Origin of the sequence: Streptomyces sp. NBC_01198, from assembly GCF_036010485.1 — a bacterium.
In the GTDB taxonomy this organism is placed as follows: domain Bacteria; phylum Actinomycetota; class Actinomycetes; order Streptomycetales; family Streptomycetaceae; genus Actinacidiphila.
This window is the reverse complement of record NZ_CP108568.1, coordinates 6,322,562-6,349,008: the sequence shown is the minus strand read 5'-3', so window position 1 is coordinate 6,349,008 and position 26,447 is coordinate 6,322,562. Positions and strand designations below refer to the sequence as shown.

The window sequence follows — 26,447 nt, the reverse complement described above, 5'->3', positions numbered from 1 at the left end:
GCGGGACGGTTGGGCATCGGCGGCGGCCGGGCGGATACCGTGGAGGGACCATGAACGACGCCTCGCAAGCCGCGCCTGTCGCCGCCGTTCCCGCAGCGGACGTGCCGACCCTCCTGGTCAAGATCTACGGCAAGGACCGCCCCGGCATCACCGCCGGGCTGTTCGACACGCTCGCCGCCTACGGCGTGCACGTGGTGGACATCGAACAGGTGGTGACCCGCGGCCGGATCGTGCTGTGCGCGCTGGTGACCGCGCCCGCGCCGGGCACCGGCACCGAGGGCGACCTGCGGGCCACCGTGCACAGCTGGGCCGAGAGCCTGCGGATGCAGGCCGAGATCATCTCCGGGATCGGCGACAACCGGCCGCGCGGCGAGGGGCGTTCGCATGTCACGGTGCTCGGCAGCCCGCTGACCGCCGAGTCGACGGCGGCCATAACAGCGGTGATCACCGGCGTCGGCGGCAACATCGACCGGATCTTCCGGCTGGCGAAGTATCCGGTCACGGCGGTGGAGTTCGCGGTGTCCGGCGCCGAGCCGACGGCGCTGCGCTCGGCGCTCGCGGTGGAGGCGGCGGCCCGCGGGGTCGATGTCGCGGTGGTGCCGTCCGGGCTGCAGCGCAGGGCGCAGCGGCTGGTGGTGATGGACGTCGACTCCACCGTCATCCAGGACGAGGTGATCGAGCTGTTCGCCGCGCACGCCGGCTGCGAGGCGGAGGTCGCCGAGGTCACCGCCGCCGCGATGCGCGGCGAGCTGGACTTCGAGCAGTCGCTGCACGCCCGGGTGGCGCTGCTGGCCGGCCTCGACGTGTCGGTGGTGGACAAGGTGCGCGCCGAGGTGCGGCTGACCCCGGGCGCCCGCACCCTGATCCGCACCCTCAAGCGGCTCGGCTACCAGGTCGGCGTGGTCTCCGGCGGCTTCACCCAGGTCACCGACGACCTCAGGGACCGTCTCGGCCTGGACTTCGCCGCCGCGAACACACTTGAGGTGGCCGACGGGCGGCTGACCGGCCGGGTGGTCGGGCCGATCGTGGACCGGCCGGGCAAGGCCAGGCTGCTGCGCGCCTTCGCCGAGCAGGCCGGGGTGCCGCTGAGCCAGACCGTGGCGATCGGCGACGGCGCCAACGACCTGGACATGCTCAACGCGGCGGGTCTGGGGGTCGCCTTCAACGCCAAGCCGGTGGTGCGCCAGGCGGCCGACACGGCGGTGAACGTGCCCTTCCTCGACACCGTGCTGTATCTGCTGGGCATCACCCGCGAGGAGATCGAGGCGGCGGACGAGGTCGACGGCGACGAGACGTACTGACCCGAGGCAGCCCCCTCGCGCGCGGTCACGAATCGTGCGGAGTCACGAATTGCAGGGGGGTCAGGCCTCGTGCGGGGTCCAGAACGCGGTCAGCCGGGCGACGCCGTGCTCGACGGACTTCCACGAGCCGGTGAAGGTGAGCACCGCGAACGCCGCGGTGGGGAAGCCGCCGGACTTCATCCGGGCCAGCGCGTCGCTGTCCGCACTGCCCGTGAGGGCTTCGGCGAGGGCGTGCATCCCGGGGTTGTGCGCGACCACCAGCTGCGAGCCGACCTCGTCGGAGGTCTCGCTCAGCAGCGTGATCAGCTGGCCGAGGCTCGCGTCGTAGAGCCGCTCCTCGTAGACGGTACGGGGCCGGTGCGGCAGTTCGTGCGCGGCGAGCTTCCAGGTCTCGCGGGTGCGGACGGACGTGGAGCACAGCACCAGGTCGGGGGCGATGCCGTCGTCGGCGAGGCGGCGGCCGGCCATCGGTGCGTCCAGCCGGCCGCGGTCGGCCAGTGGCCGCTCGTGGTCGGGGACGGCCGGCCAGTCGGCCTTGGCGTGCCGGAGCAGGACGATGGTGCGGGGCGAATCGACGGTCATGCCTTTCAGCTTTCCAGAAAACCCGCAGTCAGGCGCGGGATGGCCGTGATCACCGGCCCTCCCGGGCCTTCACCGGGCACGCCCGCGAAGCCCGTCACGCTGCGTGTCCGCCCCGGTGTACCGCTGGCGCGCCGGGATGGTCACAGGATGTGACGGAGGACGTCGGGCAGCGCGGTGACGAGCCGGGACAGCACGTCACCGGTGGGCGCCGCGGTGGACGCGTCGGCGCTGCCGCCGCTGATCAGCGCGAGCAGCGCGGCGAAGGCGAGCGCGGGCAGCGCCACCGCCCACCACGGCAGCCGGGTCTGCACCCCGTCGGCCCGGCGCGCGGCAGGGGTCTGGGCGCCGATCCCGGCCTGCCGGGCCTGCAGGTGGGGGGACTGTGTGGTCACGCTGACCGCCTCCGTGGTGAACCGTCGAAGTGCCGTTGTCCGGCTGCACCTCGACGCTACGGGGGCGCGGCGGGCCGCCCCATCCGGCCGTCCACCCAGTTGACCCTGACCCTGACCCCCTAGGGATGGTGGGGTTGTCCCCACCCCCCGGGTCGGGGTCGGCGGTACGGGCGCTGACGGCCGGTCAGCTCACCGGCACGGCGGCCGGCTCACGGCGGGCCGCCGGATCGCGGTCATCCCATGCGTGCGGCGATGATGGCGACCACCGCGACGATCGCGGGCACCCCCATCATCAGGCCGAAAAGGGTCAGCAGCTTGCGCTGCGGCTGCGGGGGATTCGGTTCGAGTACGGGCATGCGTCCAGTCTGGCACCGGTGCCGCCGCGGACCGCGCCGGGGGTCACAGTTCGTCCTCGATGTGCCGGTTGCGGCCGGCCAGCACCCCGCACAGCACCTGCGGGACGACCAGCGCGATCATCAGGGCGATCGGCAGGCCCCAGCCGCCTGAGGACTGGTTGAGCGCGCCGACCAGGATCGGCCCGGGGATCGAGATCAGGTAGCCGGTGCTCTGCGCGAAGGCCGACAGGCGGACGACGCCGGCGCCGGTCCGCGAGCGCATCCCGATCATCGTCAGCACCAGCGGGAAGGCGCAGTTCGCCACGCCCAGCAGCAGCGCCCACACCCACGGGGCGGCGGCGGGCGCGGCCCACAGGCCGGCGAAGCCGGCCACCTGGAAGAGCCCGAGCACCACCACGATCGGGCCCTGCGAGCGCATCCTGGCCGCCAGTTGCGGCATCGCGAGGGACAGCGGCACGCCCATCACCATGGTGACCGCCAGCAGCAGGCCCGCCTGGTCGGCCGATATCCCGGCGTCCCGGAAGATCTGCGGCATCCAGCCCATGGTGACGTAGGCGGCGGTGCTCTGGAGCCCGAAGAAGGCGGCCATCATCCAGGCGGTACGGCTGCGGGTGATCCGCCCGTGCTCGCCGCTTCCTGCGCCAGCGGCCGCTGCCGGGGCGGCGGCCGTGCGGGGCGCGGCGGACCGGTCCCGTACCAGCGGCAGCCAGACCAGTGCGGCCAGCGCGGCGGGCAGCGCCCAGACGCCCAGGCCGAGCCGCCAGCCGTGGCCCATGGCGTCGGTCAGCGGCACCGACACCGCGGCGGCCAGCGCGGTGCCCAGCGACAGCGCCATCGAGTAGACACCGGTGACGGTGCCCATTCGGTGCGGGAAGTAGCGCTTGACGATCACCGGCATCAGCACGTTGGAGACGGCGATCCCGGCCAGCGCCAGGGCGCTGGCGGCCAGGAAGGCGGGGGTGCCGCCGGCGAAGGGCCGCAGCAGCAGGCCCGCGGTGATCAGGACCATGCCGGCGCAGACGACGGCGCCGGGTCCGTGGCGGCGGGCGAGCCGGGGCGCGGCGAAGCCGAACAGCGCGAAGCAGGCGGCGGGCACCGAGGTCAGCAGGCCCGCCATGGTCCCGCTCATGCCGAGGCCGTCGCGGACCTCCTTCATCAGCGGGCCGAGGCTGGTGACGGCGGGGCGCAGGTTGACGGCGGCGAGGACGAGTCCGGCGACGGCGAGCGTGGCAACCCAGGGCGGCAGCGCGGCGGCCGCCGACTCACGCGGGGGCGCGGTGTGCGGGGCGGCGGTCTCGGGGACGGCGGGCGGGTCGAGGGTCAGGGAGTCGTCATCGCGCATGGGCCCATCATAGAATGATGGGATGAATCTCGGACCCGTGCCCCGCAGCGCCACCCTCGCCGACCAGGTCATCGCCCGGCTGCGGTCCGAGATCACCTCGGGCGCCTGGCCGGTGGGCAGCCGTATCCCCACGGAACCCGAGCTCGTCGACCGGCTCGGGGTGGCGCGCAACACGGTCAGGGAGGCGGTCAGGGCGCTGGCCCACAACGGCCTGCTGGACATCAGGCAGGGCTCGGGTACCTACGTGGTGGCCACCAGCGAGCTGGCCGGGGTGATGCAGCGGCGCTTCGCCGGCGCCGAGCAGCTGCACATCGCCGAGCTGCGCGGGGCGCTGGAGGCCACCGCGGCCGCGCTGGCCGCCGGCCGCCGCGACGAGGCGGACCTGCGGCAGCTGGACGCGCTGCTCGACCGGCGTGAGCGGGCCTGGGCCTCGGGTGACGCGGAGGCCTTCGTCGAGGCCGACGCGACCTTGCACCTCGCGGTCGTCGCGACCTCGCACAACGAGGTGCTGACCACCCTCTACGCCGACCTCGGGCAGGTGCTGCGGGACTTCCTGCGGGCCGACGTCGGCACCGAGCTGCGCCCCGAGGACCACCTCGACCACGCCAGGCTGGTCGACGCGATCCGGGCCGGCGACGGGGAGCGGGCGGCCGCCGAGGCACGCGACCACGCCTTCCACTGCCGTTTCCGCGACGTGGCGGGCGCGGCGGCGGGCTGAGCCCGCAACCACGCCCGTACGGAAGCAGCCCCTACGCGCCGATGGCGTGCAGGCCGCCGTCGACGTGCACGATCTCACCGGTCGTCATGGGGAACCAGTCGGACAGCAGCGCCACCACGCCGCGCCCGGCGGGCTCGGGGTCGGACATGTTCCACTCGAGCGGCGAGCGGTGGTTCCACACGTCGGCCAGCTCCGAGAAGCCCGGGATGGACTTCGCGGCCATCGAGCCGATCGGCCCGGCCGAGATCAGGTTGCAGCGGATGTTCTGCTTGCCCAGGTCACGGGCCAGGTAGCGGGACGTCGCCTCCAGGGCGGCCTTGGCCGGACCCATCCAGTCGTACTGCGGCCAGGCGTACTGCGCGTCGAAGGTGAGGCCGACCACCGAGCCGCCGCCGTCGGTCATCAGCGGCAGGCAGGCCATGGTGAGCGACTTCAGGGAGTACGCGGAGACGTGCATCGCGGTGGCGACCGACTCGAACGGGGTGTTCAGGAAGTTGCCGCCGAGCGCGTCCTGCGGGGCGAAGCCGATCGAGTGGACGACGCCGTCCAGGCCGCCGAGCTCCTCGCGCACGACGCTCTCCAGGCCCGCCAGGTGCTCGGTGTTGGTCACGTCCAGCTCGATGACCTTGGTCGGGCGGGGCAGCTTGCGGGCGATCCGCTCGGTCAGGGTGGGCCGGGGGAAGGCGGTCAGGATGATCTCGGCACCCTGCTCCTGGGCCAGCTTGGCGGTGTGGAAGGCGATGGAGGACTCCATCAGCACACCCGTGATGAGGATGCGCTTGCCGTCGAGGATTCCGCTCATGGTGTTCAGTGACCCATGCCCAATCCGCCGTCAACGGGGATGACGGCTCCAGTGATGTACGCGGCGTCGTCGGACGCCAGGAAACGCACGGCGGCGGCGATCTCCTCCGGCTGCGCGTAGCGCGCCAGCGGCACCTGCGCCACGATGCCCGCGCGCTGCTCGTCGGTGAGCGCCCGGGTCATGTCGGTGTCGACGAAGCCGGGTGCGACCACGTTGAACGTGATGTTGCGCGAGCCGAGCTCGCGGGCCAGCGAGCGGGCGAAGCCCACCAGGCCGGCCTTGGAGGCCGCGTAGTTGGCCTGCCCCGCGGAGCCCAGCAGGCCGACGACCGAGGAGATCAGCACGACCCGGCCCTTCCTGGCCCGCAGCATGCCGCGGTTGGCCCGCTTGACCACCCGGAAGGTGCCGGTCAGGTTGGTGTCGAGGACGGCGGTGAAGTCCTCCTCGGACATCCGCATCAGCAGCTGGTCGCGGGTGATGCCGGCGTTGGCGATCAGCACCTCGACGGTGCCGTGCGCCGCCTCGATCTCCTTGTAGGTCTGCTCGACCTGCTCGGCGTCGGTGATGTCGCAGCGCAGCGCGAGCACGCCGAGCGCCACGAGGTCGGCCGGCGGCTCGCCCGAGCGGTAGGTGATGGCGACCTTGTCGCCCCCGTCGGCGAAAGCGCGGGCGATGGCGAGGCCGATGCCCCGGTTTCCTCCGGTGACGAGAACCGAGCGGCTCAACGGATCACTCCTCAGTCGTGAGTATCTCCGTGAAAGCTATCGTTCCCGGCACCGATCCGGGGAATCGGCCCCGACAGGCTGCTCCGGCCGACCCTGTGGGATTCCTACAGCGCCCGCCGTCAGCCGCGGCTGCGGGCTCCGGCCCGGCGGCGGCTGTAGACCAGCAGCCCGACGGCTCCGCTGGCCAGGATCGCGCTGCCGGAAAGCGCGGTCTCCAGGGTGCTGCTGCTCGCGGCCACGGTGCTGGTCGCGAGGCTGCCGGTGGTGGAGGTGACGGGCGCGTCACCGCCGTGGCCGTGGTGCACGACGGTCGACTTCGGCTCGCCGGCGGTGATCTGGGCGTCGGTCGGCGCCTTGGCGACCTCGGCGGTCGCCGCCTTCGCCGCCTGCGCGGTCTGTCCGAAGACGACATCCGCGCAGCCGTAGAAAGCCTCCGGGCTGTCGGAGCGCTGCCACACCTGGTAGATGAGCTGCCGCCCGGTGCGGGCCGGCAGGGTGGCGGGGAAGGTGTAGGTGCCGGGCGAGGAGGCCGCGGTGGTGTAGGTGGCGATCGGGGCGCTGTCCAGGTCGGACCACTTCAGCGGCTGGGCCGGGTTGTAGCCCTGCTTGGTGATGTAGAGCGTCATGACCCCGCGGTGCGGTGCGGTGACCCGGAAGGTGACGGTGGTCTGGCCGGCCTGCACGGGGGTGGCCGGCCAGTCGGTGCGGGCCCAGTCCAGCGCCCGGTACTTGTCGCGGTCGGCGGAGCACAGGTGGCCGTCGGGGATGATCGTCCGGCTCTGCCCGTTGGCGTTGGCGATGTTGACCTCGTTCCAGTCGTACAGCGGCTGGGTGCCGCTGTCGGCGACGAGGTCCTTGCAGACCTGGGACCTGGGGTTCTCCGGGCCTTCCGCGTAGCAGGCGGAGATCCGGCTGACCGGGGTGCTGAGCGCTCCGTGCGCGCTGGCCGAGCCGGGGGTGAGACCGGCGATGACCAGGGTGGTGGCGCCGACCGCGCCGAGGGCGGCGGCCTTGCGGCGTACTGACATGTGGGGGGCTCCTTGTCGAGCGTGCGGTGATGCGGTGCGGACAAGAGAGGGCGGTACCCCGAGCATAGAGATTGGTCTGGACCAAGCCAAGGGTGCCCGCACGAAGGCCCGTTGCCGCTCCCGGGCCCGCACCGGCGAGGCGCCGCGCCGAAATTCGCGGCACAGCGGCCGCCGGGCGCGGCATGATTCACTGCGGACACGCTGATGCGAAGGGAAGTTCGCCGTGCCTCATGAGGTCGATCAGTCATTCCTCGCGCTGCCGTTGCGGGCGCTCGCCGACGCGGCGCTGGCCAGGGCGCGCGCGCTCGGCGCCGACCACGCCGACTTCCGCCTGGAGCGGGTGCGCAGCGCGGCCTGGCGGCTGCGGGACGCGCGGCCGGCCGGGAGTTCGGACAGCACCGACCTCGGCTACGCGGTCCGGGTGGTGCACGGCGGGGCCTGGGGCTTCGCCTCCGGCGTGGACCTGACGATGGACGCGGCGGCGAAGGTCGCCTCGCAGGCCGTCGCCATGGCCAAGCTCAGCGCCAAGGTCATCGCGGCCGCCGGGTCCGACGAGCGGGTGGAGCTGGCCGACGAGCCGGTGCACGCGGACCGCACGTGGGTGTCGGCGTACGAGACCGACCCCTTCGGCGTCCCCGACGCGGACAAGACCGGGCTACTGGCCGAGTGGAGCAGCCGGCTGCTGGCCGCCGACGGCGTCTCGCACGCCGACGCCTCGCTGATCGCGGTGCACGAGAACAAGTTCTACGCCGACACCGCGGGCACCACGACCACCCAGCAGCGGGTCAGGCTGCACCCGCAGCTCACCGCGGTGAGCGTCGACCCCGGCACCGGCGGCTTCGACTCGATGCGCACCCTGGCCCCGCCGGTCGGTCGCGGCTGGGAGTACCTGACCGACGGCGGGTGGGACTGGGACGGCGAACTCGCCGCGATCCCCGGCCTGCTGGCCGAGAAGATGCGCGCGCCCTCGGTCGAGGCGGGCACGTACGACCTGGTGGTCGACCCGTCCAACCTGTGGCTGACCATCCACGAGTCCATCGGGCACGCCACCGAACTGGACCGCGCGCTCGGCTACGAGGCCGCCTACGCGGGCACCTCCTTCGCGACGTTCGACCAGCTCGGCACCCTGAAGTACGGCTCCCCGCTGATGCACGTCACCGGCGACCGCACCGCCGAGCACGGCCTGGCCACCGTCGGCTACGACGACGAGGGCGTGGCCGGCCAGTCCTGGGACCTGGTCAGGGACGGCGTGCTGGTCGGCTACCAGCTGGACCGCAGGATCGCCAAGCTCACCGGCTTCGACCGCTCCAACGGCTGCGCCTACGCCGACTCCCCCGGCCACGTGCCGGTGCAGCGGATGGCCAACGTCTCGCTCCAGCCGGCCCAGGACGGGCCGTCCACCGAGGAGCTGATCGGCGGGGTCGAGCGCGGCATCTACGTGGTCGGCGACCGTTCCTGGTCGATCGACATGCAGCGCTACAACTTCCAGTTCACCGGGCAGCGCTTCTTCCGTATCGAGAACGGCAGGCTGGCCGGCCAGCTCAAGGACGTCGCCTACCAGGCCACGACCACCGACTTCTGGGGGTCGATGGAGGCCGTCGGCGGGCCGCAGACGTACGTGCTCGGCGGCGCCTTCAACTGCGGCAAGGCCCAGCCGGGGCAGATCGCCGCGGTCAGCCACGGCTGCCCCTCCGCGCTCTTCCGGGGCGTGGGGATTCTCAACACCACCCAGGAGGCGGGGCGATGAGCATGGCGACGACGAAGCCGCACGAGATTGTCGAGCGGGCTCTCGAACTGTCCACAGCCGACGGCTGCGTGGTCATCGCCGACGAGGAGTCCAGCGCGAACCTGCGCTGGGCCGGCAACGCGCTGACCACCAACGGCGTGACGCGCGGCCGGACGCTGACGGTGATCGCGACCGTGGACGGCGGGCAGGGCGCCGCCTCCGGCGTGGTGTCGCGGTCCGCGGTGACCGCAGACGAGTTGGAGCCGCTGGTGCGGGCGGCCGAGGCGGCGGCCCGCGAGGCCGGTCCCGCCGAGGACGCGCAGCCGCTGGTGACCGGGGTGCCGCAGTCCGCGGACTTCACCGACGCGCCGGCCGAGACCGCCTCCGAGGTCTTCGCGGCCTTCGCGCCCGCGCTCGGCGAGGCCTTCGCCACCGCCAGGGCCGGCGGGCGGCAGCTGTACGGCTTCGCCTTCCACTCGGTGACCTCGACGTATCTGGGCACCTCGGCGGGGCTGCGGCTGCGGCACGACCAGCCGACCGGCACGCTGGAGGTCAACGCGAAGTCCCCCGACCGCACCCGCTCGGCCTGGGCGGGCGCGGCGACCAGGGACTTCACCGACGTCGACCCGCGGGCGCTGGACGCCGAGCTGGCGCAGCGGCTGGCGTGGGCGGAGCGGAAGATCGACCTGCCGGCCGGGCGGTACGAGACACTGCTGCCGCCGTCGGCGGTCGCGGATCTGATGATCTACCAGCTGTGGTCCTCGGGCGCCCGGGACGCGGCCGAGGGCCGTACGGTCTTCAGCAAGGCCGGCGGCGGCACCCGGGTGGGCGAGCAGCTCTCGGAGCTGCCGCTGACGCTGCGCAGCGACCCGGGCGAGCCGGGCCTGGAGTCGGCGCCCTTCGTGGTCGCCCACGCGTCGGGCGACGAGTCGTCGGTCTTCGACAACGGGCTGCCGGTCGGTCCGGTGGACTGGCTGCGGGACGGCACCCTGCGCCACCTGCCGACCACCCGGCACAGCGCCGCGCTGACCGGGCTGCCGATGGCGCCGGCGGCCGACAACCTGATCCTGGAGGGCGGCGGCGGGCAGTCGCTGGCCGAGATGGTGGCGGCCACCGAGCGCGGCCTGCTGCTGACCTGCCTGTGGTACATCCGCGAGGTCGACCCGGCGACGCTGCTGCTGACCGGTCTGACCAGGGACGGCGTCTACCTGGTCGAGGGCGGCGAGGTGACCGGGGTGGTGAACAACTTCCGCTTCAACGAGTCGCCGGTCGACCTGCTGGGCCGGGCGGTCGAGGCGGGCCGCAGCGAGCGGACGCTGCCGCGCGAGTGGAGCGACTACTTCACCCGGGCCGCGGCGCCGGCCCTGCGGGTGCCGGACTTCAACATGAGCTCGGTCAGCCAGGGCGTCTGAGGCGCGGAAGAGGGTCGGGGGGCACGGGGATGCTGGACGAGAAGCGGACGGTGAAGGCGTCGAAGTTCCTGTCGCTGGTGCTGCGGCACGAGCCGGAGCGGATAGGCGTCGCGCTGGACGAGGGCGGCTGGGTGGACGTGGGGGCGCTGCTCGCCGCCTGCGCCGCCCACGGCAGGCCGCTGACCCGCGCCGAGCTCGACCACGTCGTCGCCACCAACAACAAGCGGCGGTTCGCCTTCTCCGAGGACGGCCGGCGGATCAGGGCCAGTCAGGGGCACACGGTGGCGGTGGAGCTCGGCCTGGCCCCCGCGGTGCCGCCTGACGTGCTCTTCCACGGGACGGCGACGGCCACCCTGCCGCTGATCCTGCGGGACGGGCTGCTGCCGATGGCCCGGCAGGACGTGCATCTGTCGGCCGACCGCGAGACGGCCGTGCGCGTGGGAGCGCGGCACGGCCGTCCGGTGGTGCTCGCGGTGGACGCGGCGGGGCTGGCCGCCGCCGGCCAGGTCTTCCGGGTCAGCGCGAACGGGGTGTGGCTGACCGGTCCGGTGGCGCCGGAGTGGCTGCGCCAGCGGGCGGACTGACGGAGGCGGAGACGCGCACCTCCCCCACCCTGCTGCGCGGGCGGTCCGCGGCGTAACGTAGTGCCGAGCCGGAGCGGCGGCGCTGCCACCCGTGAGCAGCGCGGCCCGGCCAGTCGAGCGGGCGGTGGAATGCGATGCGGAAGCAGGGCAGCCCTGAGGTCCACCGGATCTCCGGGGCGCGTACCGGGCTGACCGAGGACGTACGCGGACGGCAGCGCCGGTACATCATCTCGATGTCGGTCCGTACGGTCTCGGTGATCCTCACCGTGGTGCTGTGGAACGTCGAGCGCCCGCTGGCCTGGGCGACTCTGGGAATCGGCCTGCTGCTGCCGTACGTCGCAGTGGTCTATGCCAATGCCGGTCGGGAGAACGCACCCGTCGCGCCGGCCGCCTACATCCCCCCGCCGGTCGTTCCGGTGCTTGAGGCAACCACAGTGGAATCCGGAGCGGAACGCGGCGCCGAGCCGTTCACCGATCCCACCGACCGTCCCTGACCTGCGGCTGGGGCGCGGCGGTCCGGATCGGCGCGAGCGCCGCACGGAAGCGGAACCTCAAGAAAAGCTCAGATCAATGGTGACGTTCCACTCCCGCGAGCGCGTCAGTGCATGACATACTTCGTAAGCGCTCCGCATCCCCCGTCGGGGCGATGGACCGACGCCGGGCGGCTCCCCCCGTGGCTGCCCGGCGTCGCCATGTCCGGGGCCTGCCGGGGTGGGGTTTACTGGGGCGCGTGAACGACGAGACGCCGATCTGCTCGGCCAAGGGGTGCCGCACGGCCGCGGAGTGGGTGCTGGCCTGGAACAACCCCAAGCTGCACACGCCCGACCGGCGCAAGACCTGGGTGGCCTGCGAGGAGCACCGCGAGCACCTGACGCAGTTCCTCGGCATGCGCGGCTTCCTCAAGGACGTGGTGCCGCTGGCCGAGTGGGAGCGTCAGCAGGACGCCGGCGACGGGCGGCGGTCAGCCGCCGATGGCTGACATCGGCCGGTCCGGCTGGAGGAACGCCGGGTCGTCCAGGCCGGAGCCCGGCTTCTTGCCCCACATCGCCGCCTTCCACAGCCCGGCGATCTCCGCGTCGGACGCCCCCGAGCGCAGCGGGCCGCGCAGGTCGGACTCCTCGCGGGCGAACAGGCAGTTGCGCACCTGACCGTCGGCGGTCAGCCGGGTGCGGTCGCACGCCCGGCAGAACGGGCGGGTGACCGAGCCGATCACGCCGACCCGGGCCGGGCCGCCGTTCACCAGCCAGCGCTCGGCGGGCGCCGACCCGCGGACGGTCTCGCCTTCCGGGGTGAGCCGGAAGCGGGCCCGCAGGCTGCCCAGGATCTCGTCGGCGGTGACCATGTCGGTGCGCTGCCAGCCGTGTTGGGCGTCCAGCGGCATCTGCTCGATGAAGCGCAGTTCGTAGCCGTGGTCCAGGGCCCAGCCGAGCAGGTCGGGCGCCTCGTCGTCGTTGACCCCGCGCATCAGCACCGTGTTGACCTTGAGCGGGGCCAGCCCCGCGGCGGAGGCGGCGGCCAGGCCCGCGATCACGTCGGCGTGCCGGTCCCTGCGGGTCAGGGTGTGGAAGACCTCGGGGCGCAGGGTGTCGAGCGAGACGTTGACCCGGTCGAGGCCCGCGGCGTGCAGCGCCTCTGCGGTCCTGCGCAGGCCGATGCCGTTGGTGGTCAGCGACATCCGGGGGCGCGGGTCGAGCGTGGCGCACTGCTCGACGATGCCGGCGAGTCCGGGGCGCAGCAGCGGTTCGCCGCCGGTGAAGCGGACGTCGGTGACGCCGAGGTCGGTGACCGCGATCCGCACCATCCTGACGATCTCGTCGTCGGTGAGCAGGTCGGGCCTGGCGAGCCACTGCAGGCCCTCCTCGGGCATGCAGTACGTGCAGCGCAGATTGCACTTGTCGGTGAGCGAGACGCGCAGGTCGGTGGCCACGCGTCCGTAGGTGTCGATGAGCACGGGCTCCGCCTCCCTCCGGGCGCGGGGTCGCGCCGTGGTCCTTCCACCCTAGGCCGTGTCCGGGCACATGGCGCTGTCCGCCCGGCAGGGCGGGCCCGTGCGCCGATGTGCAACAGACTGTTGAAATCGCTGGTCCACGTCCGGCCAGGGCCGGATACGGACGCGTTTGCGTCAACTCCGCGGCGCCGTCCGGCGGCGCGGCGGGCGGACGGGATGATCCACTGTCGGCGGCGCGCCGTATCCTCAATGACCATGCTGGACAACCGGACCGCGCCGCCGCCCCCTTCGCCCTGGCCCGCGGGCTATCCCGAGGGCTACGCGGTGGTCGACGTCGAGACCACCGGGCTGGGCAAGGACGACCGGATCGTGTCGGCCGCCGTCTACCGGCTCGACGCCCGCGGCGAGGTCCAGGACCACTGGTATTCACCGGTCAACCCGCAGCGCGACCCCGGCCCGGTGTGGATCCACGGGCTGACCCGCGCGATGCTCGCCGACGCCCCGCTGTTCCCGGAGATCGCCGGCGAGCTCGCCGAACGGCTCGCCGGGCGGGTGCTGGTGGCGCACAACGCGGTCTTCGACTGGTCGATGCTGGCCAGGGAGTACGCCAGGGCGCGGTCCGCCGCGCCGGTGGACCACCGGCTGTGCACCATCGTGCTGGCCAAGGAGCTGCGGCTGCCGCTGGCCAACCACAAGCTGGAGTCGCTGGCCGCGCACTACGGAGTGGTCCAGCAGCGCGCCCACCACGCCCTGGACGACGCCCGGGTGCTGGCCGAGGCCTTCCGGCCGAGCCTGCACCTGGCCGCCGCGGCCGAACTGCCGCTGCCGCTGCACACCTGCCGCCCGCTGACGGAGTGGGTGGACTCGGCGGTCCCCGCGCCGCGGTACGGGGCGCTGTACGGCTCGGGCCCGCGCTCCGGCTGGCGGCCGGCCCGCAGGCGCCCGGCGTGCCCGTATCCGAACCCCGGGCGGCTGGCGCCGGACGGGCCGCTGGTCCAGGGGATGCGGGTGGCCTTCTCCGGCGACACAGGTATAGACCGCGAGCTGCTGGAGGACCGGGCGACCGACGCCGGGCTGCACGTCGCCTCGTCGGTCAGCCGGCTCACCAGCGTCCTGGTGGCCAACGACCCGGACTCCCCCACCGGCAAGGCGGTCAAGGCCCGCGCCTACGGGACGCCGGTGATCGGCGAGCGGGAGTTCACCGAACTGCTCAAGGCCGTCACCCCGGCGTCCGGCGTCCACGGCTGACCGGCGCCCCGGGCCGCCGTCCAGGTGCGCCGCACGGCCGTCCGGGTGGCAGCCGGGCGACACGCCAACCGCCGGATTGCCGGGGCCGCCCGGGCCGCGCAGCCTGTGCCTCATGGCACGATGTGAAGTCTGCGGAAACGACTATGCGATGAGCTTCGAGGTGCACGCCCAGGGCGCGGTGCACGTCTTCGACTGCTTCGAGTGCGCCGTCCACCGGTTGGCGCCGATCTGCGAGCACTGCCGGGTGCAGATCATCGGGCACGGCGTGGAGGTGGACGGCAGCTTCTACTGCTGCGGCCACTGCGCCAGGGCGGAGGGCGGCGCCGGCATCGTCGACCACGCCGACACCCCGACGCACGCCTGAGCCCCGCCGGTCGCGGTCCGGCCCGCCGGGCCGCGCCCCGGCGCACCCCGACCCGACCGACCCCCCTACCGGCGAACGCCCCGCGGCCGAGTTGTACCGTCGTGGGGTGTACCGCTTCCTGCTGTCCCGCCAATGGGTGATCCTCACCCTCGTCGGTCTGCTGCTGATCCCGGTGATGATCAGACTGGGCTTCTGGCAGCTGCACCGCCATGAGCACCGGGTGGCGAACAACAGGATCATCGCGGCCGGCCTGAAGGCCACCCCGGTCCCGGTCGAGTCGGTGACCTCACCCGGCTACGCCGTACCGCGCAAGGACCTCTACCGCATGGTGACCGCCACCGGCCACTACGACACCGCCCACCAGGTCGTCGCCCGGCACCGCACCGCGGGCAACTCCGGGTCGGACGACTCCTCCGGCGGCGGCGAGGAGGTCGGCTACCACGTCGTCACCCCGCTGATCCTGGACGACGGCCGGGCGGTGCTGATCAACCGCGGCTGGATCTCGCCGGGCGACGACCCGACGAAGTTCCCGGAGATCACCCCGCCGCCGTCCGGCGAGGTGACCGTGGTGGGGCGGCTGCGCCCCGACGAGTCCACCTCCTCCACCGGCATCCGGGACCACAGGGGGCTGCCGTCGCGGCAGATCATGCTGATCAACGCCGGCGCGGTGAAGGCCGCGGGCGGCCTGCCCGAGCAGGTGGTCGGCGGCTACCTGGAGCTGGCGTCCACCTCGCCCGAGCCCCCGCACGGCCAGCCGCAGCGGATCCCCCCGCCCGACCACAGCAGCATCGGCCCGCACATGGCCTACGCCATCCAGTGGTGGCTGTTCACCGCCATGGTCCCGGTGGGCTGGGTGGTGCTGCTGCGCCGGGAGCGCGCCGAAGTGCTCGCGGCCCGCAAGAAGCAGTCGGGGACGCCGCAGGAGCCGGAGAGCAGCGTTCCAGTAGCGGTCTAGCCGCGGCACCATCAGACTCGACTGACACCACCCACAAGGCGGCGAGGCGGACCCGTGGCAGGACGTATCGAGGACTACGCGCTGATCGGCGACCTGCAGACCGCCGCGCTCGTCGGCCGGGACGGGTCGGTGGACTGGCTGTGCCTGCCGCGTTTCGACTCCGCCGCGTGCTTCGCCGCCCTGCTCGGCGACAAGGACAACGGCAGCTGGCGGATCGCCCCGCTGGACGGGGCGCTGTGCAGCCGGCGGTCCTACCGCGGCGACACCCTGGTGCTGGACACCGTCTGGGAGACGGACACCGGCACCGTGAAGGTCACCGACTTCATGCCGCAGCGCGACCACGCCCCTGACCTGATCAGGGTCGTCGAGGGCGTCTCAGGCACCGTCGAGATGCGCAGCGAGCTGACACTGCGTTTCGACTACGGCAGCGTGGTGCCCTGGGTGCGCCGCGCCGACCACCACCGGGTGGCCGTCGCCGGGCCCGACGCGGTGTGGCTGCGCACCGAGCCGCCGCTGCCGATGTACGGCAAGAACATGCGGACCTACTCCGACTTCACCGTCGCGGAGGGCGAGAAGGTCGCCTTCGTCCTGACCTGGCACCCCTCGCACGCCGCCCGCCCGCGCCGGATGGACCCCTTCGCCGCACTGGAGGACAGCGTGGCGGACTGGCAGAAGTGGTCCGACAGGTGCTGCTACGAGGGTCCGTGGCGGTCGGCCGTGCTGCGTTCCATGATCACCCTCAAGGCCCTCACCTACGCGCCCAGCGGCGGTATCGCCGCCGCCGCGACCACCTCGCTGCCCGAGGAGATCGGCGGGGTGCGCAACTGGGACTACCGCTTCTGCTGGCTGCGGGACGCCGCCCTCACTCTCAACGCCCTGGTCTCCGGCGGCTTCCTGACCGAGGCGAAGGCCTGGCGCGACTGGCTGCTGCGGGCGGTCGCCGGCGACCCGGCCGACCTGCAGATCATGTACGGCATCGCCGGCGAGCGGCGGCTGACGGAGTACGAGGTGCCCTGGCTGAAGGGGTACGAGAACTCCTCGCCGGTCCGGGTCGGCAACGCGGCGGCCGGCCAGCTCCAGCTGGACGTCTACGGCGAGGTCCTCGACTCGCTGTACCTGGCCAGGAGCAGCGGGCTGCGCGACGAGCCGCACGCCTGGAACCTGCAGCGGATGCTGATGGAGTTCCTGGAGTCCAAGTGGCACGAGCCGGACGAGGGCATCTGGGAAGTACGCGGCCCGCGCCGGCACTTCGTGCACTCCAAGGTGATGGCCTGGGTCGCCGCGGACCGCGCGGTGCGCACCGTGGAGGCCCATCCGCAGCTGCGCGGCAACGCCGGACTGTGGCGCTCCATGCGGGCGCAGGTGCACGCCGAGGTCTGCGAGAAGGGCTACGACGCCCATCGCAACACCTTCACGCAGTCCTACGGGTCGACCGAGCTGGACGCGGCCACGCTGCTGATCCCGCTGGTCGGCTTCCTGCCCCCCACCGACCGCCGGGTGATCGGCACCGTCGAGGCGGTGCAGCGCGAGCTGGACCACGGCGGCTTCGTACGCCGCTACTCCCCCGACGCCGCCAACGTCGACGGCCTGCCCGGCAGTGAAGGGGCCTTCCTGGCCTGCTCGTTCTGGCTCGCCGACGCGCTGCACGCCATCGGGCGCACCGACGAGGCCACCCGGCTGTTCGAACGGCTGCTGGCCGTACGCAACGACGTCGGGCTGCTGGCCGAGGAGTGGGACCCGGTCGCCCGGCGCCAACTGGGAAACTATCCACAGGCGTTCAGCCACGTCGGCCTGGTCAACACCGCGCTGGCGCTGGCGGGCCTCGACAAGAGGAGTGGCTGAGGGATGGATCTCGGACTCAAGGACCGGGTGTACGTGGTCACCGGCGGCGGCCGGGGCCTCGGGCTCGCCGCCGCCCGCGAACTGGCCGCGGAAGGCGCGATGGTGGTGGTCTCCGGGCGCAACGCCGCCACCGTCGACGCGGCCGCGGTGGAACTGGGCGGCCCCGACCGGGCGCTGGGCGTTGTCGCGGACAACGCCGACCCCGGGACGGCGGAACTGCTGCTGGCAACGGCCAGAACGCGTTTCGGCACCGTCGACGGTGTGCTGATCAGCGTCGGCGGGCCGCCCCCGGGCACGGCGGCCGGCGTGGGCGACGAGCACTGGCAGGGCGCCTTCGAGTCGGTCTTCCTCGGCGCGGTCCGCATCGCCCGGGCCGCCGCGGCCTGCCTGGGCGAGGGCGGGGTCATCGGCTTCGTGCTGTCCGGCTCGGTCCGCGAGCCCATCCCGGGTCTGGTGATCTCCAACGGCCTGCGCCCGGGCCTGGCCGGCTTCGCCAAGACGCTGGCCGCGGAGGTCGGTCCGCGCGGCATCCGGGTCGTCGGGCTGCTGCCGTCCCGTATCGACACCGACCGCGTACGCGAACTCGACGCGCTGCACGGCGACCCGGCGGTGACGCGGGCCCGCGCCTCGGCGCGGATCCCGCTGCGGCGCTACGGGACGCCGGAGGAGTTCGGCCGCGCCGCCGCCTTCCTGCTCTCGCCGGCCGCCTCCTATCTGACCGGGGTCATGCTGCCCGTCGACGGAGGCGCCACGCAGGCGCTGTGACCGGGCCCGTCCAGCGCCCGGTCCGCGGTGTCGCACCCCCTACGAACCGCCCTGCGCCGCCGAGGGCGGCGGGGTGGTACGGATCCGCTCCGCGAGCAGCTCCGCGATCTCGTCCCCGAGGCCGAGGTCGTCCCTGATCGCCAGCCATGCCCGCAGCTCCGCGGCTGCCGCCGGGTCGCCCACCCGGCGTTCGAACCAGGCGAGTTCGTCCAGCAGGACGGTGATCCGCAGCAGGTCGCGGTCGCCGGGCACCGCGGTGGCCCGCGCCAGCTGCTCGCCTGACGGCCGGGCGGGCAGCGCCGCCGCATAGCTGCGGCGGCGCTGCCGGGCGATCTCCAGCGCCCGCGGGCGGCCGAGCCCGAGGCACCGCAGGCCCCGGCGTACCGCCGCGTCCACGGTGAACTCCGAGGGCACACCGCCGGCCGCCGGCTCTTCCGCGAGCTCTCTCGCGAGGCGCAGGCACCGCGCCGCGACCCATTCGGGCCGCAGCGCCTGCTCGGCCTCACCGAGGCCGAGCAGGCGCCATGCGAGTCCGAGCCGGGTGGCGCGGTCCATCCCCGGCTCGCGGTTGACCGGGTAGCTGCCGGTGGAGGCGATGTCGACCACCGCCGCCAGGTACTGCCCCGGGACGCGCCCGCGGAAGTTCCCCCTCACGTACTCCGCGACCTCCTGCGAAGTGGTCAGGCGGACCAGGCGGCGGTAGTCGGACATCACGTCGGTCATGTGCGGTGCTGCTCCTCGGTCATCCTCTTGAGCGCTGCTCGATGGCGCCTTCCGGCACGTTCACGCCCGCCTCGCGGAAGGCGTTGACGCCGGACGGCAGGAACTGGGAGACGTCATAGTCCTCCTCGAAGAGCGGCCAGTAGTGCCCGGACGTGTTGTCGATCATGCTCACTTCCCCGTTCGCGAAGACCACCGAGCCCGCGCCGCGCAGATCCTCTCCGTTGAACAGCACCGAGTGCTTGACCTTGCTGGACACGTCGTGGATGATCCGCAGCTCGCCCGACCCGTCGACCCCCCAGAGGTACTTGCCGCCCTCGCTGACAGCGTCCTGGAACGCCTGGGATCCGGTGGCGATGGGCGCCACCCCCGCCGCCGCGGCATCGGCCAGCTCCTCCCTGAGGAGATCCTCGTCCATCATCTGGTTCGGGAACAGCGGGCAGCTGTTGTTGTGGACCAGCACCGAGGTGCCGCCGGCGAGCACGTAGTAGGTGTGCACCCGGTCGACGGTCAGGTTGTAGGTGACGATGTGGCCGGTGTAGTCGCGGAGGTGGGCCGCCTGGACGGTCCGGCCGTCGGCCGTGCGCAGCCGGTCGCCGACGTGCAGGTCCACCGCGTCCACCCAGCGGTCCCTGGTGACGTCCCAGAACGGGTGGTGCTGGGTGGAGGTGATCACCGACGAGCCGGCCGGAGCGGTGACGGTCAGGTCGGTGAAGTCCGTGTCGGTCAGGGTCTTGATCACCCTGGTGACGGTGTGCGGTCCGGTCCTGCCGGTGAGCGGGTCGGTGGCCATCACCGTGTCGCCCACCGCGAGATGGTCGATGGGCTCGGTGCCGCCGGAGCCCAGCAGGACGGGCGTGTCGCCCGGGAAGCTGTTGCTGGAGCACTTGAGGAAGTCCTCCAGTGCCTTGGCCCCGTCCCCTTCGGCGGCCTCGGTCGCCATCTTGGCCCCGGCGCGTTCCGCGATCTTCGCGCCCACCTTGCTCTCGGACTGGAAGAGCAGGTCCATCCCGATGTCCACGGCGGCGGCGCCGCAGGACTTGCCGTGCTTGATGCAGTTGTAGCTGTCGATGACGCCGAACGGGTCGAGATCGGCCCAGGTCAGATGGATCCCGGAGTCGTCGCCGAGCACACCGGCGGCGCGGGCGTCCTTGCAGAACTGGGTGACGCTCGGCACGTCCGTGGTGTTGTCGCACTTGCCGTGCGCCCAGTCCTGCAGTTGCTGGGTGTAGGAGCGGTCGGGCGCGTAGGGGTCGAGCCGGTACAGCTCGGTGACGGTCGGGACGCGGATGCCGTCCAGCGTGGGCTGGCCGTCCTTCGCCGTGCCGACGGTGAAGCCGCCGGACTTCGGGGGCTTGGACTTGTGGTGGCCGCCGGAGCCGCCGGAACCGCTGCCGACGGTGCCGGAGGCGTCGCCCGCCGGGTTGGACGCGCACGGCGGGTGGCCGTTGCACTGGGCGTCGGAGGACGCGCCGCCGCCGGGGTGCGGGCCGCATTCCGACTGGTCGTACAGGCAGCTGTTCTGCGTGCCCGCCGGATCGGTGCCCGCCGGGTCGCTGAGGTCGACCGGGTCGTTGTTCGCGTAGGCGTAGCCGTTCCACTGCTGTGGCTGGCCGTTGTCCATGACCGCGTCGGGACTGAGGAAGCGGCCGGTGCTTGTCTGGTACTCGCGTGCGCCGAGATGGGTCAGCCCGGTCACAGGGTCCTGGGTGCCGCCGACGAATCCGTGGTCGCCGGCCCACACCGTGGGCTGGGTGCCACGGGGGTTGCCGAACGGGTCGGCCGGGCGGCGGGTCTCGGTCAGCGTCGAGGCGTCCAGTGCGAGGGTCGCGGTGCCGTGGTCGTCGGCGAGCTGCCAGGTGAGTCCCGCGGTGCCGGTCGCCTGGCGGACCCCGCTGAGGCCGTTGGGCAGCTGGTAGGTACGCACGTCGGTGACCGCGCCGCTGCCGGTGTCGAGGGTCAGCTCGTCACCGCCGATGCTGAGCGTGGTCTTGCCGGGGTTGCGGCGCAGCAGCAGGTTGCCGTCGGCGTCGTAGACGTACGACGTGCTGCCCGTGGTGCCGGCCGTGGTGACGGTGTCGAGCTTGTCCTCCGCGTTCCAGGTCATGGAGCTGCTGCCGGAGGTGCCGCTGACCGCCGTGGTGTTGCCCAGCGCGTCGTACTGGTACGACGTCGGTCCGGGGTTGCCCGGCCCGGTGCTCGTGGTGTTCAGCAGGGCGTGCGGGCCGCCGGTGCCGCCGCCGGTGTTCGCCGCCGTGGTCGGGGTGTTCAGCTGCCCGGCCGGCGCGAAGACCTGGCTGGTGGTGACGTCCTTGGTGGTGTCGCCGGTGATGTCGTGCCGGACGGACTGCTTGCGGTTGCCGGTGGCGTCGTAGGCGTAGGAGGTCCAGTACGGTGCCGGGCCGCCGACCGTGGTCTTGCCGGCGGCGGCTCCGCTGGTGGGAGTGCTGTTCTTGCAGCCGCCGATGTTCGGCACCGACGGCTGGGCCTGCGTGGTGATGCCGCCGGTGTCGGTCCACGCGGTGGTCAGCCGACCGAGGTAGTCGTAGCCGAAGCACTGCTGGTCGGTCTGCGCCGGGGTGTTGTCGGGGATGTTCCTGATCGCCGTCAGCTGGCCGGCCGCGTTGCGGGTGTAGGTGGTCTGCTGGACCGCGCCGGTACCGGCCGTCTGCTTGTCCAGGTAGGAGCTCAGCAGGGCGCCCGACGACAGGTCGTAGTTGTCGGTGGCGACGATCTCGGTGCCCCACGGGTTGACCGTGGTGCGCACCGGGCGTCCGAAGGCGTCGTAGTCGGTGGACAGGTCGTAGACGGCAGCGCTCGAACCGTAGCCGAGCAGCGCGCCGTTGGGGTCGTAGCTGTAGGTGAGGGTCTCCGCGGGCAGGTTGCCGCGGGCGTCCGTACGCGACGACGCCAGCGCCCCGGTGAACTGGTTGTAGGTGGTCGTCGTGGTGAAGGGTCCGGCGAGCCCGCCTTCCGAGGACGGCAGGCTCACCGTGCTGCCGGTCACCCGGTAGCCGCTGTCGTATCCGTCGGCCGTGCTGGTGTAGGGCTTGCTGATGTCGCCGTTCAGATAGCGGGTGGAGCTCGCCGGTTCACCGAGCGCGCCGGCGACGGTGTCGTACGTCCACGCCCCGGTCTGGACCTTGGTGCTGCTGGGCGGTGTGGTGCTGTACGCGGCGGTCTTGCGCCCGATCAGGTCGTAGTCGTACGAGAGCGTGACGCCACGGGCGTCCGTCACCGTCTTGATCCGGCCGTCGGCGTCGTAGGTGGACGTGGCCTTGCCGGTGTCGGGGTCGGTCGCGGAGGTCTGCCGGCCGCGCAGGTCGAAGGTGCGGGTCCAGGTGTTCTTGGTCGTCGAGTCCGTCTGGCCGGACTGCGCGCCACCGGGGAAGTAGGTGTACGCCGTCACGTCGGCGTCGGTCGCCGTGCCGGTCGCGGTGGCGGTCCTGTACTGCCACAGCTGGCTGGTCTGGCCGAGCGAGTCGGTGATGGTGGTGGTCGGGGTGCCGCCCTTGGGGGGCGTCACATCGGTCTCGTCGATGCCGGGGTAGGCGGTGGTGGTGCGCCACTGCTGCACGGCGTAGGCGGAGAACACCGAGGCGACCGGACGGCCGAGGCCGTCGTAGTCGGTGCTGGTCGATCCGGGGACCGTGGCCTCGTCGGCCAGTGAGGGGACGGTGCCGGGCGGCGCGGTGTCGTCGTAGCGCGGCGCCTGGGTCTCCCGGACCCGGCCCTGGGAGTCGTAGATCGTAGTGGTCAGCACCCGGCCGTGGTAGGCGGATATGCCGGGTGTGTTCTGCTGCTGGAGCTGGCGCCCGAAGCCGTCGAAGATGGCGACGGAGGTGTTGTAGTGCGGCGTGTCGCTGGTCAGGCTCCGGGTGGTCACCGCGGACGGTCCGGCCGAGCCGTTCACCGCGTAGCTGTAGACGATGCTCGGGTTCTGGCCCGTGGTGCGGCCCGGGTTCCAGACCTTGGTGAGCCGGCCGAGCGAGTCGTAGGCCGCCGAGGTGACCTTGGTGTTGATGTCGGTGGTGGTCAGCGACAGGTCGCGGGCCGGGTCGAGGGTGGTGACCGACTTCCACGGGGTGCCGCTGCCCGGGGCGGGGCTGAGCAGCGTGACGGTGGAGGTCAGTTCGCCGGGGTGCGCGGAGTCGTAGCTGGTGGTCGTGGTGGCGCCGTCGGGGTGCGCGGCGTCGGTCGAGTTGGGGTCGGTGGCGCTGACGGTGCGGCCGTAGAGGTCGTAACCGCTGCTGCCCGTGGTGGCGTAGACCGGCTTGCCGGTGCTGTCGTAGTGGTCGAGGACCTGGAGCGAGGTCGCGTTCCCGGTGTCGCCGGCCTGGCCGAAGGGCTTGTCGTCGAAGAGGGTCCGCTTGTCCGAGACGGTGTTCGCGGTGGCCGGCTTCGCGGTGCAGGCGTTCGTGCCGGACACGGTGACGGTCTCGTCGTTCAGACCGGTGATCAGCGGATCGGGGCCGGCCGCGTAGGAGGAGCGCATGCACTGCTCGGGCTGGCCGTCCGCGACCCGGTCGACGGTCGACGTGCGGTCGGCGTGGTCCGGGTCGCCGACCGTGGTGGTGGTGACGGTCTGCCAGGAGCCGTTCTTCTTCTTCGCCCTGGTGGTGGCGACGGTCTTCACGCCGAGGTAGCGCGCGGTCAGGGCCGGCAGGGACGTGCCGCGCGAGTGGCTCGCGGTGGGGTCGGAGGCGGTGGTGGTGGTGACGTCGTAGGCGACGATGCCGCCGTCCGCCTTGTCGTAGGTGTCGGTCTCGTAGCTCTGGCCCGACAGCCAGTCGGAGTCGGTGATCGATTCGCCGAGCGAGTCCTTGACGGTGACCGCGCGGTGGCCGCCGCTGCCGTTGTCGTCGCCGTCCATGCCCTGGAGGTAGTGGGTGACGGTCTGCGACTTGGGCCCGTCCTCACCGTCGCCCGTGACGGCGGTGACCGAGGCGAAGCCGCGGAAGTCGTTCCAGGTGCGGGTCTTGGGGTCGGTCAGCTCGCTGTCGTCGTAGTGCCAGGCCGCCGGGCCGTAGTCGTAGCTGGTGGTGACGGAGGGGGTGTGGCCGACCGGGTCGTTCTCGGTCACGGAGTCGACCTGGTAGCGGTTGAACCAGTCGGAGACCGGGTCGGCGCCGTACTGGCTGCCTGGCGGATACCACTTGACGTTATAGCAGGCCATGGTGTCCGACGCGGCGGAGGCCGGCATCACGTTGCTGATCCGTGAGCAGGCCGGCAACCGGTAGTCGACCTGGATCTGCTCGCCCGTCTCGGTGGTGATCCGCTGGATCCTGGGCCGGTTGAAGATGGCGGGCGCGGGGACCAGGTTGGTGCCGTCGACCCGGTTCGGCATCTCGACCGGGGTGAAGGTGACCGGCGGCAGCGAGAGGTCGGGGCCGTCGTGCCCGGTGCGCACGACGGAGTCGAGCCACATGCTGGGCTTGGTGCCGTCCTTCGGGTCGGGGAAGTGCTGGGTGAGGGCGTAGCTGTCGATGTCCTTGTATCCGCCGCCGGTCAGCCACTGGGTGCTGATGGTCTGCAGCCGCAGGTTCGACCAGAAGCTCTCGCCGTAGTTCTTGCAGGCGGTGGCGTCCTTGTCGCAGTTCTGGTCGAAGGGGACGTCCGGCCAGTGCGAGGCGTCGTCCTTGGTGAGGGCGGCGCCGTCGCAGGTGTAACCGCCGTCGGTGGAGCAGCGGCCCTCGGGGGCGGGCGTGAAGACCACGCGGGCGGGCGCCTTGAGCGCGCCCTTGGCGGTCACCTCGTCGGGCAGCCGTACGCCGTAGGCGATGGTGGTCAGCGCACCGCCGCGGGTGTACGGGGTGAGGGTGCCGGTGCCGTTGTTCTGGCCGGCGCCGCGCTCGTAGTAGTTGGTCTCGGGCTGGTAGCTGTAGGTGGTGAGGTTGCCGTGCGCGTCCACGGCGTAGTCCAGGTTGAAACGCCAGGCCGTCTGGCACCAGGAGGCGTCACCCTTGGCGGCGTCGTAGCAGGGGTCGGTGCTCTTGGGCGAGTAGACCGGCTCGGTCCAGGCGGAGTGGGTCGCGGGGTCGGTGCCGTCGCCGCCGGGCAGGTGGTTCAGGCCGAAGTAGTAGACGTTGCCGGTGGTGGTGCTGACCTTGACGTACTCGCCGGTGGGCGTGCCGTTGACCGCGCCGGACAGGAACTCGACCTTCGACCCGTCGTCGTTCTGCAGCCGCCACGTGCCTGGGCTCTTGTCGTCGTGGACCAGCTGGCTCGACTGGCCGTCCAGCGAGAGGGTGATGCTGTCGCCGCCCCAGCACATGTCGCTGGAGTGCGCGATGCCGTCGTCGTCGCACCCCTTGAAGGAGCGCTCGACGTAGCCGGGCGAGTAGTCCCAGCCGTCGCCGATCCAGGAGGACTGGGAGTTGGTGGAGGAGGTCAGGCCGTCCACCGAGGAGGAGTCGTAGGACAGCGCCACCGCCGGGGTGTCGCCACCGGGGGCCGGCGGCAGCAGGATCGGGTAGCTGTAGCCGAAGCCGCCGTTGGCCGAGCCCGCGGCCCAGGCGCCGCTGGGGTTCAGGCTGGTGGCGGCGTAGCTGCCGCCGCCGCCCGCGGGGGTGGTGTCAGCGGCGATGACGAGGCCGCCGGCGGCGGCCGTCGCGGCCGACGCCGCCGGACCGGTCGTCGCGGGGACGACCACGTCGGCGGTCAGCCGCCGGGTCGCCGGGTCGTAGTGCGAGGGCAGCGGCGTGGCGGCCGCGCAGCCGCGGGCCTGCGGGGTCGTCAGGGCGCAGGCGGGGATGGCGACCAGGCGCGAGCGGGCGGCGACGTCACCGCCGTAGGCCGCGTCCAGGGCGCTGACGTCGACACCGACCTCGACCGATGCCGCGGGTCCCGCGGCCGCGCGGGACAGCGCCACGACGGAGCCGTGGTAACCGGTCGCGGCGGCGGCCGCGGGCGGGACGACGTCGACGGTGACCGGGGTGCCGGCGGCGGCCGGCGCGACAGGCTTCGCGTCCGCGGCGGCGGCGGCTCCCGCGGCCGGCCCGGCCGGCTTGGCGGAGGCCGCGGACGGGCGCACCCACACGCCGAGCTTCGCGGCGCGGGCGGGCTGCGGCCGGGAGGACCCGGTGGCGGCCGGCAGGTCGAGCGTCGTGGTCCCCGCGACGGTCGCGGCCTGGGTGGGCGGCCCGGCCCACTCGGCAGGCACCGGGCGGTCCGGCTTCGGATGGGCGGGAGCCGCCAACTGCGCACCGGGGACCGAAGGGGTCTTCGGCAGCGGCGTGTCAGGAGGTGACCAGATCGTGTGCGGGTCGACGGGCTTGGCCGTCGCCTCCGCCGAGACCGGACCGAGAAGTGCCGCCACGGTGGCGAGCACCGTCAGCACATCGGTCCATCGTGAACGGCCCTTGGTTGTGCCGGGCCGAGCCTGTCCCCAAAGACCCACGAGAACTCCCTCGCAAGCGACCGGCCGCCGGGATCAGGTCCTCGACGGCCACAGGTGAGACGGCGAGGATATACTTCAGAACTCATATTTTTTTCATCTGGTAAAGTATGTTGACGATAGCTTTACCAAGTCCCGGGAACCTATCGGCTGACAGTCCGTCCGATGGGTGACATGTCGGATCTCGCCGCTTGACGAACGCCTCCCGCCTGCCCTTACTGTGCGGCTCCACAGCGCCACA

At 72.6% G+C, this 26,447-nt stretch carries 22 protein-coding genes; 12 read left to right on the top strand and 10 right to left on the bottom strand.

Annotation, left to right across the window (positions count from 1 at the left end):
- Positions 1 to 50: 50 nt before the first annotated feature.
- Complete coding sequence (serB, locus tag OG702_RS28210; protein ID WP_327291751.1) at positions 51 to 1,301, top strand: phosphoserine phosphatase SerB; 1,251 nt, start codon at positions 51 to 53, stop codon at positions 1,299 to 1,301.
- 60 nt (positions 1,302 to 1,361) lie between these two features.
- On the opposite strand, the gene OG702_RS28205 is transcribed toward serB, so the two are convergent.
- From OG702_RS28205 to OG702_RS28190, 4 genes are all read right to left on the bottom strand, one after another.
- Positions 1,362 to 1,883, bottom strand: coding sequence for a SixA phosphatase family protein (locus OG702_RS28205; protein WP_327291750.1), 522 nt, complete (start codon positions 1,881 to 1,883; stop codon positions 1,362 to 1,364).
- A gap of 140 nt (positions 1,884 to 2,023) precedes the next feature.
- Complete coding sequence (locus OG702_RS28200) at positions 2,024 to 2,233, bottom strand: hypothetical protein (protein WP_327293408.1); 210 nt, start codon at positions 2,231 to 2,233, stop codon at positions 2,024 to 2,026.
- A 275-nt stretch (positions 2,234 to 2,508) separates the two neighbouring features.
- Complete coding sequence (locus OG702_RS28195) at positions 2,509 to 2,631, bottom strand: SGM_5486 family transporter-associated protein (protein ID WP_327291749.1); 123 nt, start codon at positions 2,629 to 2,631, stop codon at positions 2,509 to 2,511.
- A gap of 43 nt (positions 2,632 to 2,674) precedes the next feature.
- Positions 2,675 to 3,973: a CynX/NimT family MFS transporter gene (locus OG702_RS28190; RefSeq protein ID WP_327291748.1), complete on the bottom strand. Its 1,299-nt coding sequence runs from the start codon at positions 3,971 to 3,973 to the stop codon at positions 2,675 to 2,677.
- Positions 3,974 to 3,995: 22 nt separating this feature from the next.
- Here OG702_RS28190 and OG702_RS28185 point away from each other — a divergent pair, with 22 nt between their 5' ends.
- Entirely contained in the window at positions 3,996 to 4,691 is a 696-nt protein-coding gene (locus tag OG702_RS28185) for a FadR/GntR family transcriptional regulator (RefSeq protein ID WP_327291747.1), read from the top strand.
- A gap of 31 nt (positions 4,692 to 4,722) precedes the next feature.
- On the opposite strand, the gene fabI is transcribed toward OG702_RS28185, so the two are convergent.
- From fabI to OG702_RS28170, 3 genes are all read right to left on the bottom strand, one after another.
- Positions 4,723 to 5,493 (bottom strand): enoyl-ACP reductase FabI, encoded by a 771-nt coding sequence (fabI, locus tag OG702_RS28180; protein ID WP_327291746.1) that lies wholly within the window; start codon positions 5,491 to 5,493, stop codon positions 4,723 to 4,725.
- Positions 5,494 to 5,498: 5 nt separating this feature from the next.
- A complete protein-coding gene (gene fabG, locus OG702_RS28175; protein ID WP_327291745.1) occupies positions 5,499 to 6,218 on the bottom strand; it encodes a 3-oxoacyl-[acyl-carrier-protein] reductase in 720 nt (239 codons plus the stop codon).
- 119 nt (positions 6,219 to 6,337) lie between these two features.
- The gene (locus OG702_RS28170) at positions 6,338 to 7,246 is read right to left on the bottom strand and encodes a lytic polysaccharide monooxygenase auxiliary activity family 9 protein (protein WP_327291744.1); all 909 of its coding nucleotides are present in this window, start codon (positions 7,244 to 7,246) and stop codon (positions 6,338 to 6,340) included.
- Positions 7,247 to 7,469: 223 nt separating this feature from the next.
- Between OG702_RS28170 and OG702_RS28165 the strand changes: the two genes are divergently transcribed.
- The 5 genes from OG702_RS28165 to OG702_RS28145 all read left to right on the top strand — a co-directional run bounded on the left by OG702_RS28165 (position 7,470) and on the right by OG702_RS28145 (position 11,947).
- Positions 7,470 to 8,993, top strand: coding sequence for a TldD/PmbA family protein (locus OG702_RS28165; protein WP_327291743.1), 1,524 nt, complete (start codon positions 7,470 to 7,472; stop codon positions 8,991 to 8,993).
- Positions 8,990 to 10,384: a metallopeptidase TldD-related protein gene (locus OG702_RS28160; protein WP_327291742.1), complete on the top strand. Its 1,395-nt coding sequence runs from the start codon at positions 8,990 to 8,992 to the stop codon at positions 10,382 to 10,384. Before OG702_RS28165 ends, OG702_RS28160 begins: the two co-directional genes overlap by 4 nt.
- A gap of 32 nt (positions 10,385 to 10,416) precedes the next feature.
- Complete coding sequence (locus OG702_RS28155; protein ID WP_327293407.1) at positions 10,417 to 10,968, top strand: RNA 2'-phosphotransferase; 552 nt, start codon at positions 10,417 to 10,419, stop codon at positions 10,966 to 10,968.
- Positions 10,969 to 11,102: 134 nt separating this feature from the next.
- The gene (locus OG702_RS28150) at positions 11,103 to 11,462 is read left to right on the top strand and encodes a DUF3099 domain-containing protein (protein ID WP_327291741.1); all 360 of its coding nucleotides are present in this window, start codon (positions 11,103 to 11,105) and stop codon (positions 11,460 to 11,462) included.
- A gap of 236 nt (positions 11,463 to 11,698) precedes the next feature.
- Complete coding sequence (locus tag OG702_RS28145; protein ID WP_327291740.1) at positions 11,699 to 11,947, top strand: hypothetical protein; 249 nt, start codon at positions 11,699 to 11,701, stop codon at positions 11,945 to 11,947.
- On the opposite strand, the gene moaA is transcribed toward OG702_RS28145, so the two are convergent.
- On the bottom strand, positions 11,930 to 12,919 hold the full coding sequence (moaA, locus tag OG702_RS28140; protein ID WP_327291739.1) for a GTP 3',8-cyclase MoaA: 990 nt from the start codon (positions 12,917 to 12,919) through the stop codon (positions 11,930 to 11,932). The genes OG702_RS28145 and moaA overlap by 18 nt on opposite strands.
- Before the next feature lie 246 nt (positions 12,920 to 13,165).
- Here moaA and OG702_RS28135 point away from each other — a divergent pair, with 246 nt between their 5' ends.
- The 5 genes from OG702_RS28135 to OG702_RS28115 all read left to right on the top strand — a co-directional run bounded on the left by OG702_RS28135 (position 13,166) and on the right by OG702_RS28115 (position 18,090).
- Positions 13,166 to 14,164, top strand: coding sequence for a DEDDh family exonuclease (locus OG702_RS28135; RefSeq protein ID WP_327291738.1), 999 nt, complete (start codon positions 13,166 to 13,168; stop codon positions 14,162 to 14,164).
- A gap of 112 nt (positions 14,165 to 14,276) precedes the next feature.
- Positions 14,277 to 14,528 carry a hypothetical protein gene (locus OG702_RS28130; protein WP_327291737.1) on the top strand — a complete coding sequence of 84 codons (252 nt, stop codon included), beginning with the start codon at positions 14,277 to 14,279 and terminating at the stop codon, positions 14,526 to 14,528.
- A gap of 106 nt (positions 14,529 to 14,634) precedes the next feature.
- Positions 14,635 to 15,483, top strand: a complete 849-nt coding sequence (locus OG702_RS28125) for an SURF1 family cytochrome oxidase biogenesis protein (protein WP_327291736.1) — start codon at positions 14,635 to 14,637, stop codon at positions 15,481 to 15,483.
- Between the two features lie 54 nt (positions 15,484 to 15,537).
- Positions 15,538 to 17,325 carry a glycoside hydrolase family 15 protein gene (locus OG702_RS28120; protein ID WP_327291735.1) on the top strand — a complete coding sequence of 596 codons (1,788 nt, stop codon included), beginning with the start codon at positions 15,538 to 15,540 and terminating at the stop codon, positions 17,323 to 17,325.
- Positions 17,326 to 17,328: 3 nt separating this feature from the next.
- A complete protein-coding gene (locus OG702_RS28115) occupies positions 17,329 to 18,090 on the top strand; it encodes an SDR family oxidoreductase (RefSeq protein WP_327291734.1) in 762 nt (253 codons plus the stop codon).
- 39 nt (positions 18,091 to 18,129) lie between these two features.
- Here the strand turns inward: OG702_RS28115 and OG702_RS28110 are convergent, their stop codons facing one another.
- Both OG702_RS28110 and OG702_RS28105 read right to left on the bottom strand, forming a co-directional pair.
- Entirely contained in the window at positions 18,130 to 18,813 is a 684-nt protein-coding gene (locus OG702_RS28110; RefSeq protein WP_327291733.1) for a hypothetical protein, read from the bottom strand.
- A gap of 19 nt (positions 18,814 to 18,832) precedes the next feature.
- Positions 18,833 to 26,149 carry a polymorphic toxin-type HINT domain-containing protein gene (locus OG702_RS28105; protein WP_327291732.1) on the bottom strand — a complete coding sequence of 2,439 codons (7,317 nt, stop codon included), beginning with the start codon at positions 26,147 to 26,149 and terminating at the stop codon, positions 18,833 to 18,835.
- Positions 26,150 to 26,447 lie beyond the last annotated feature (298 nt).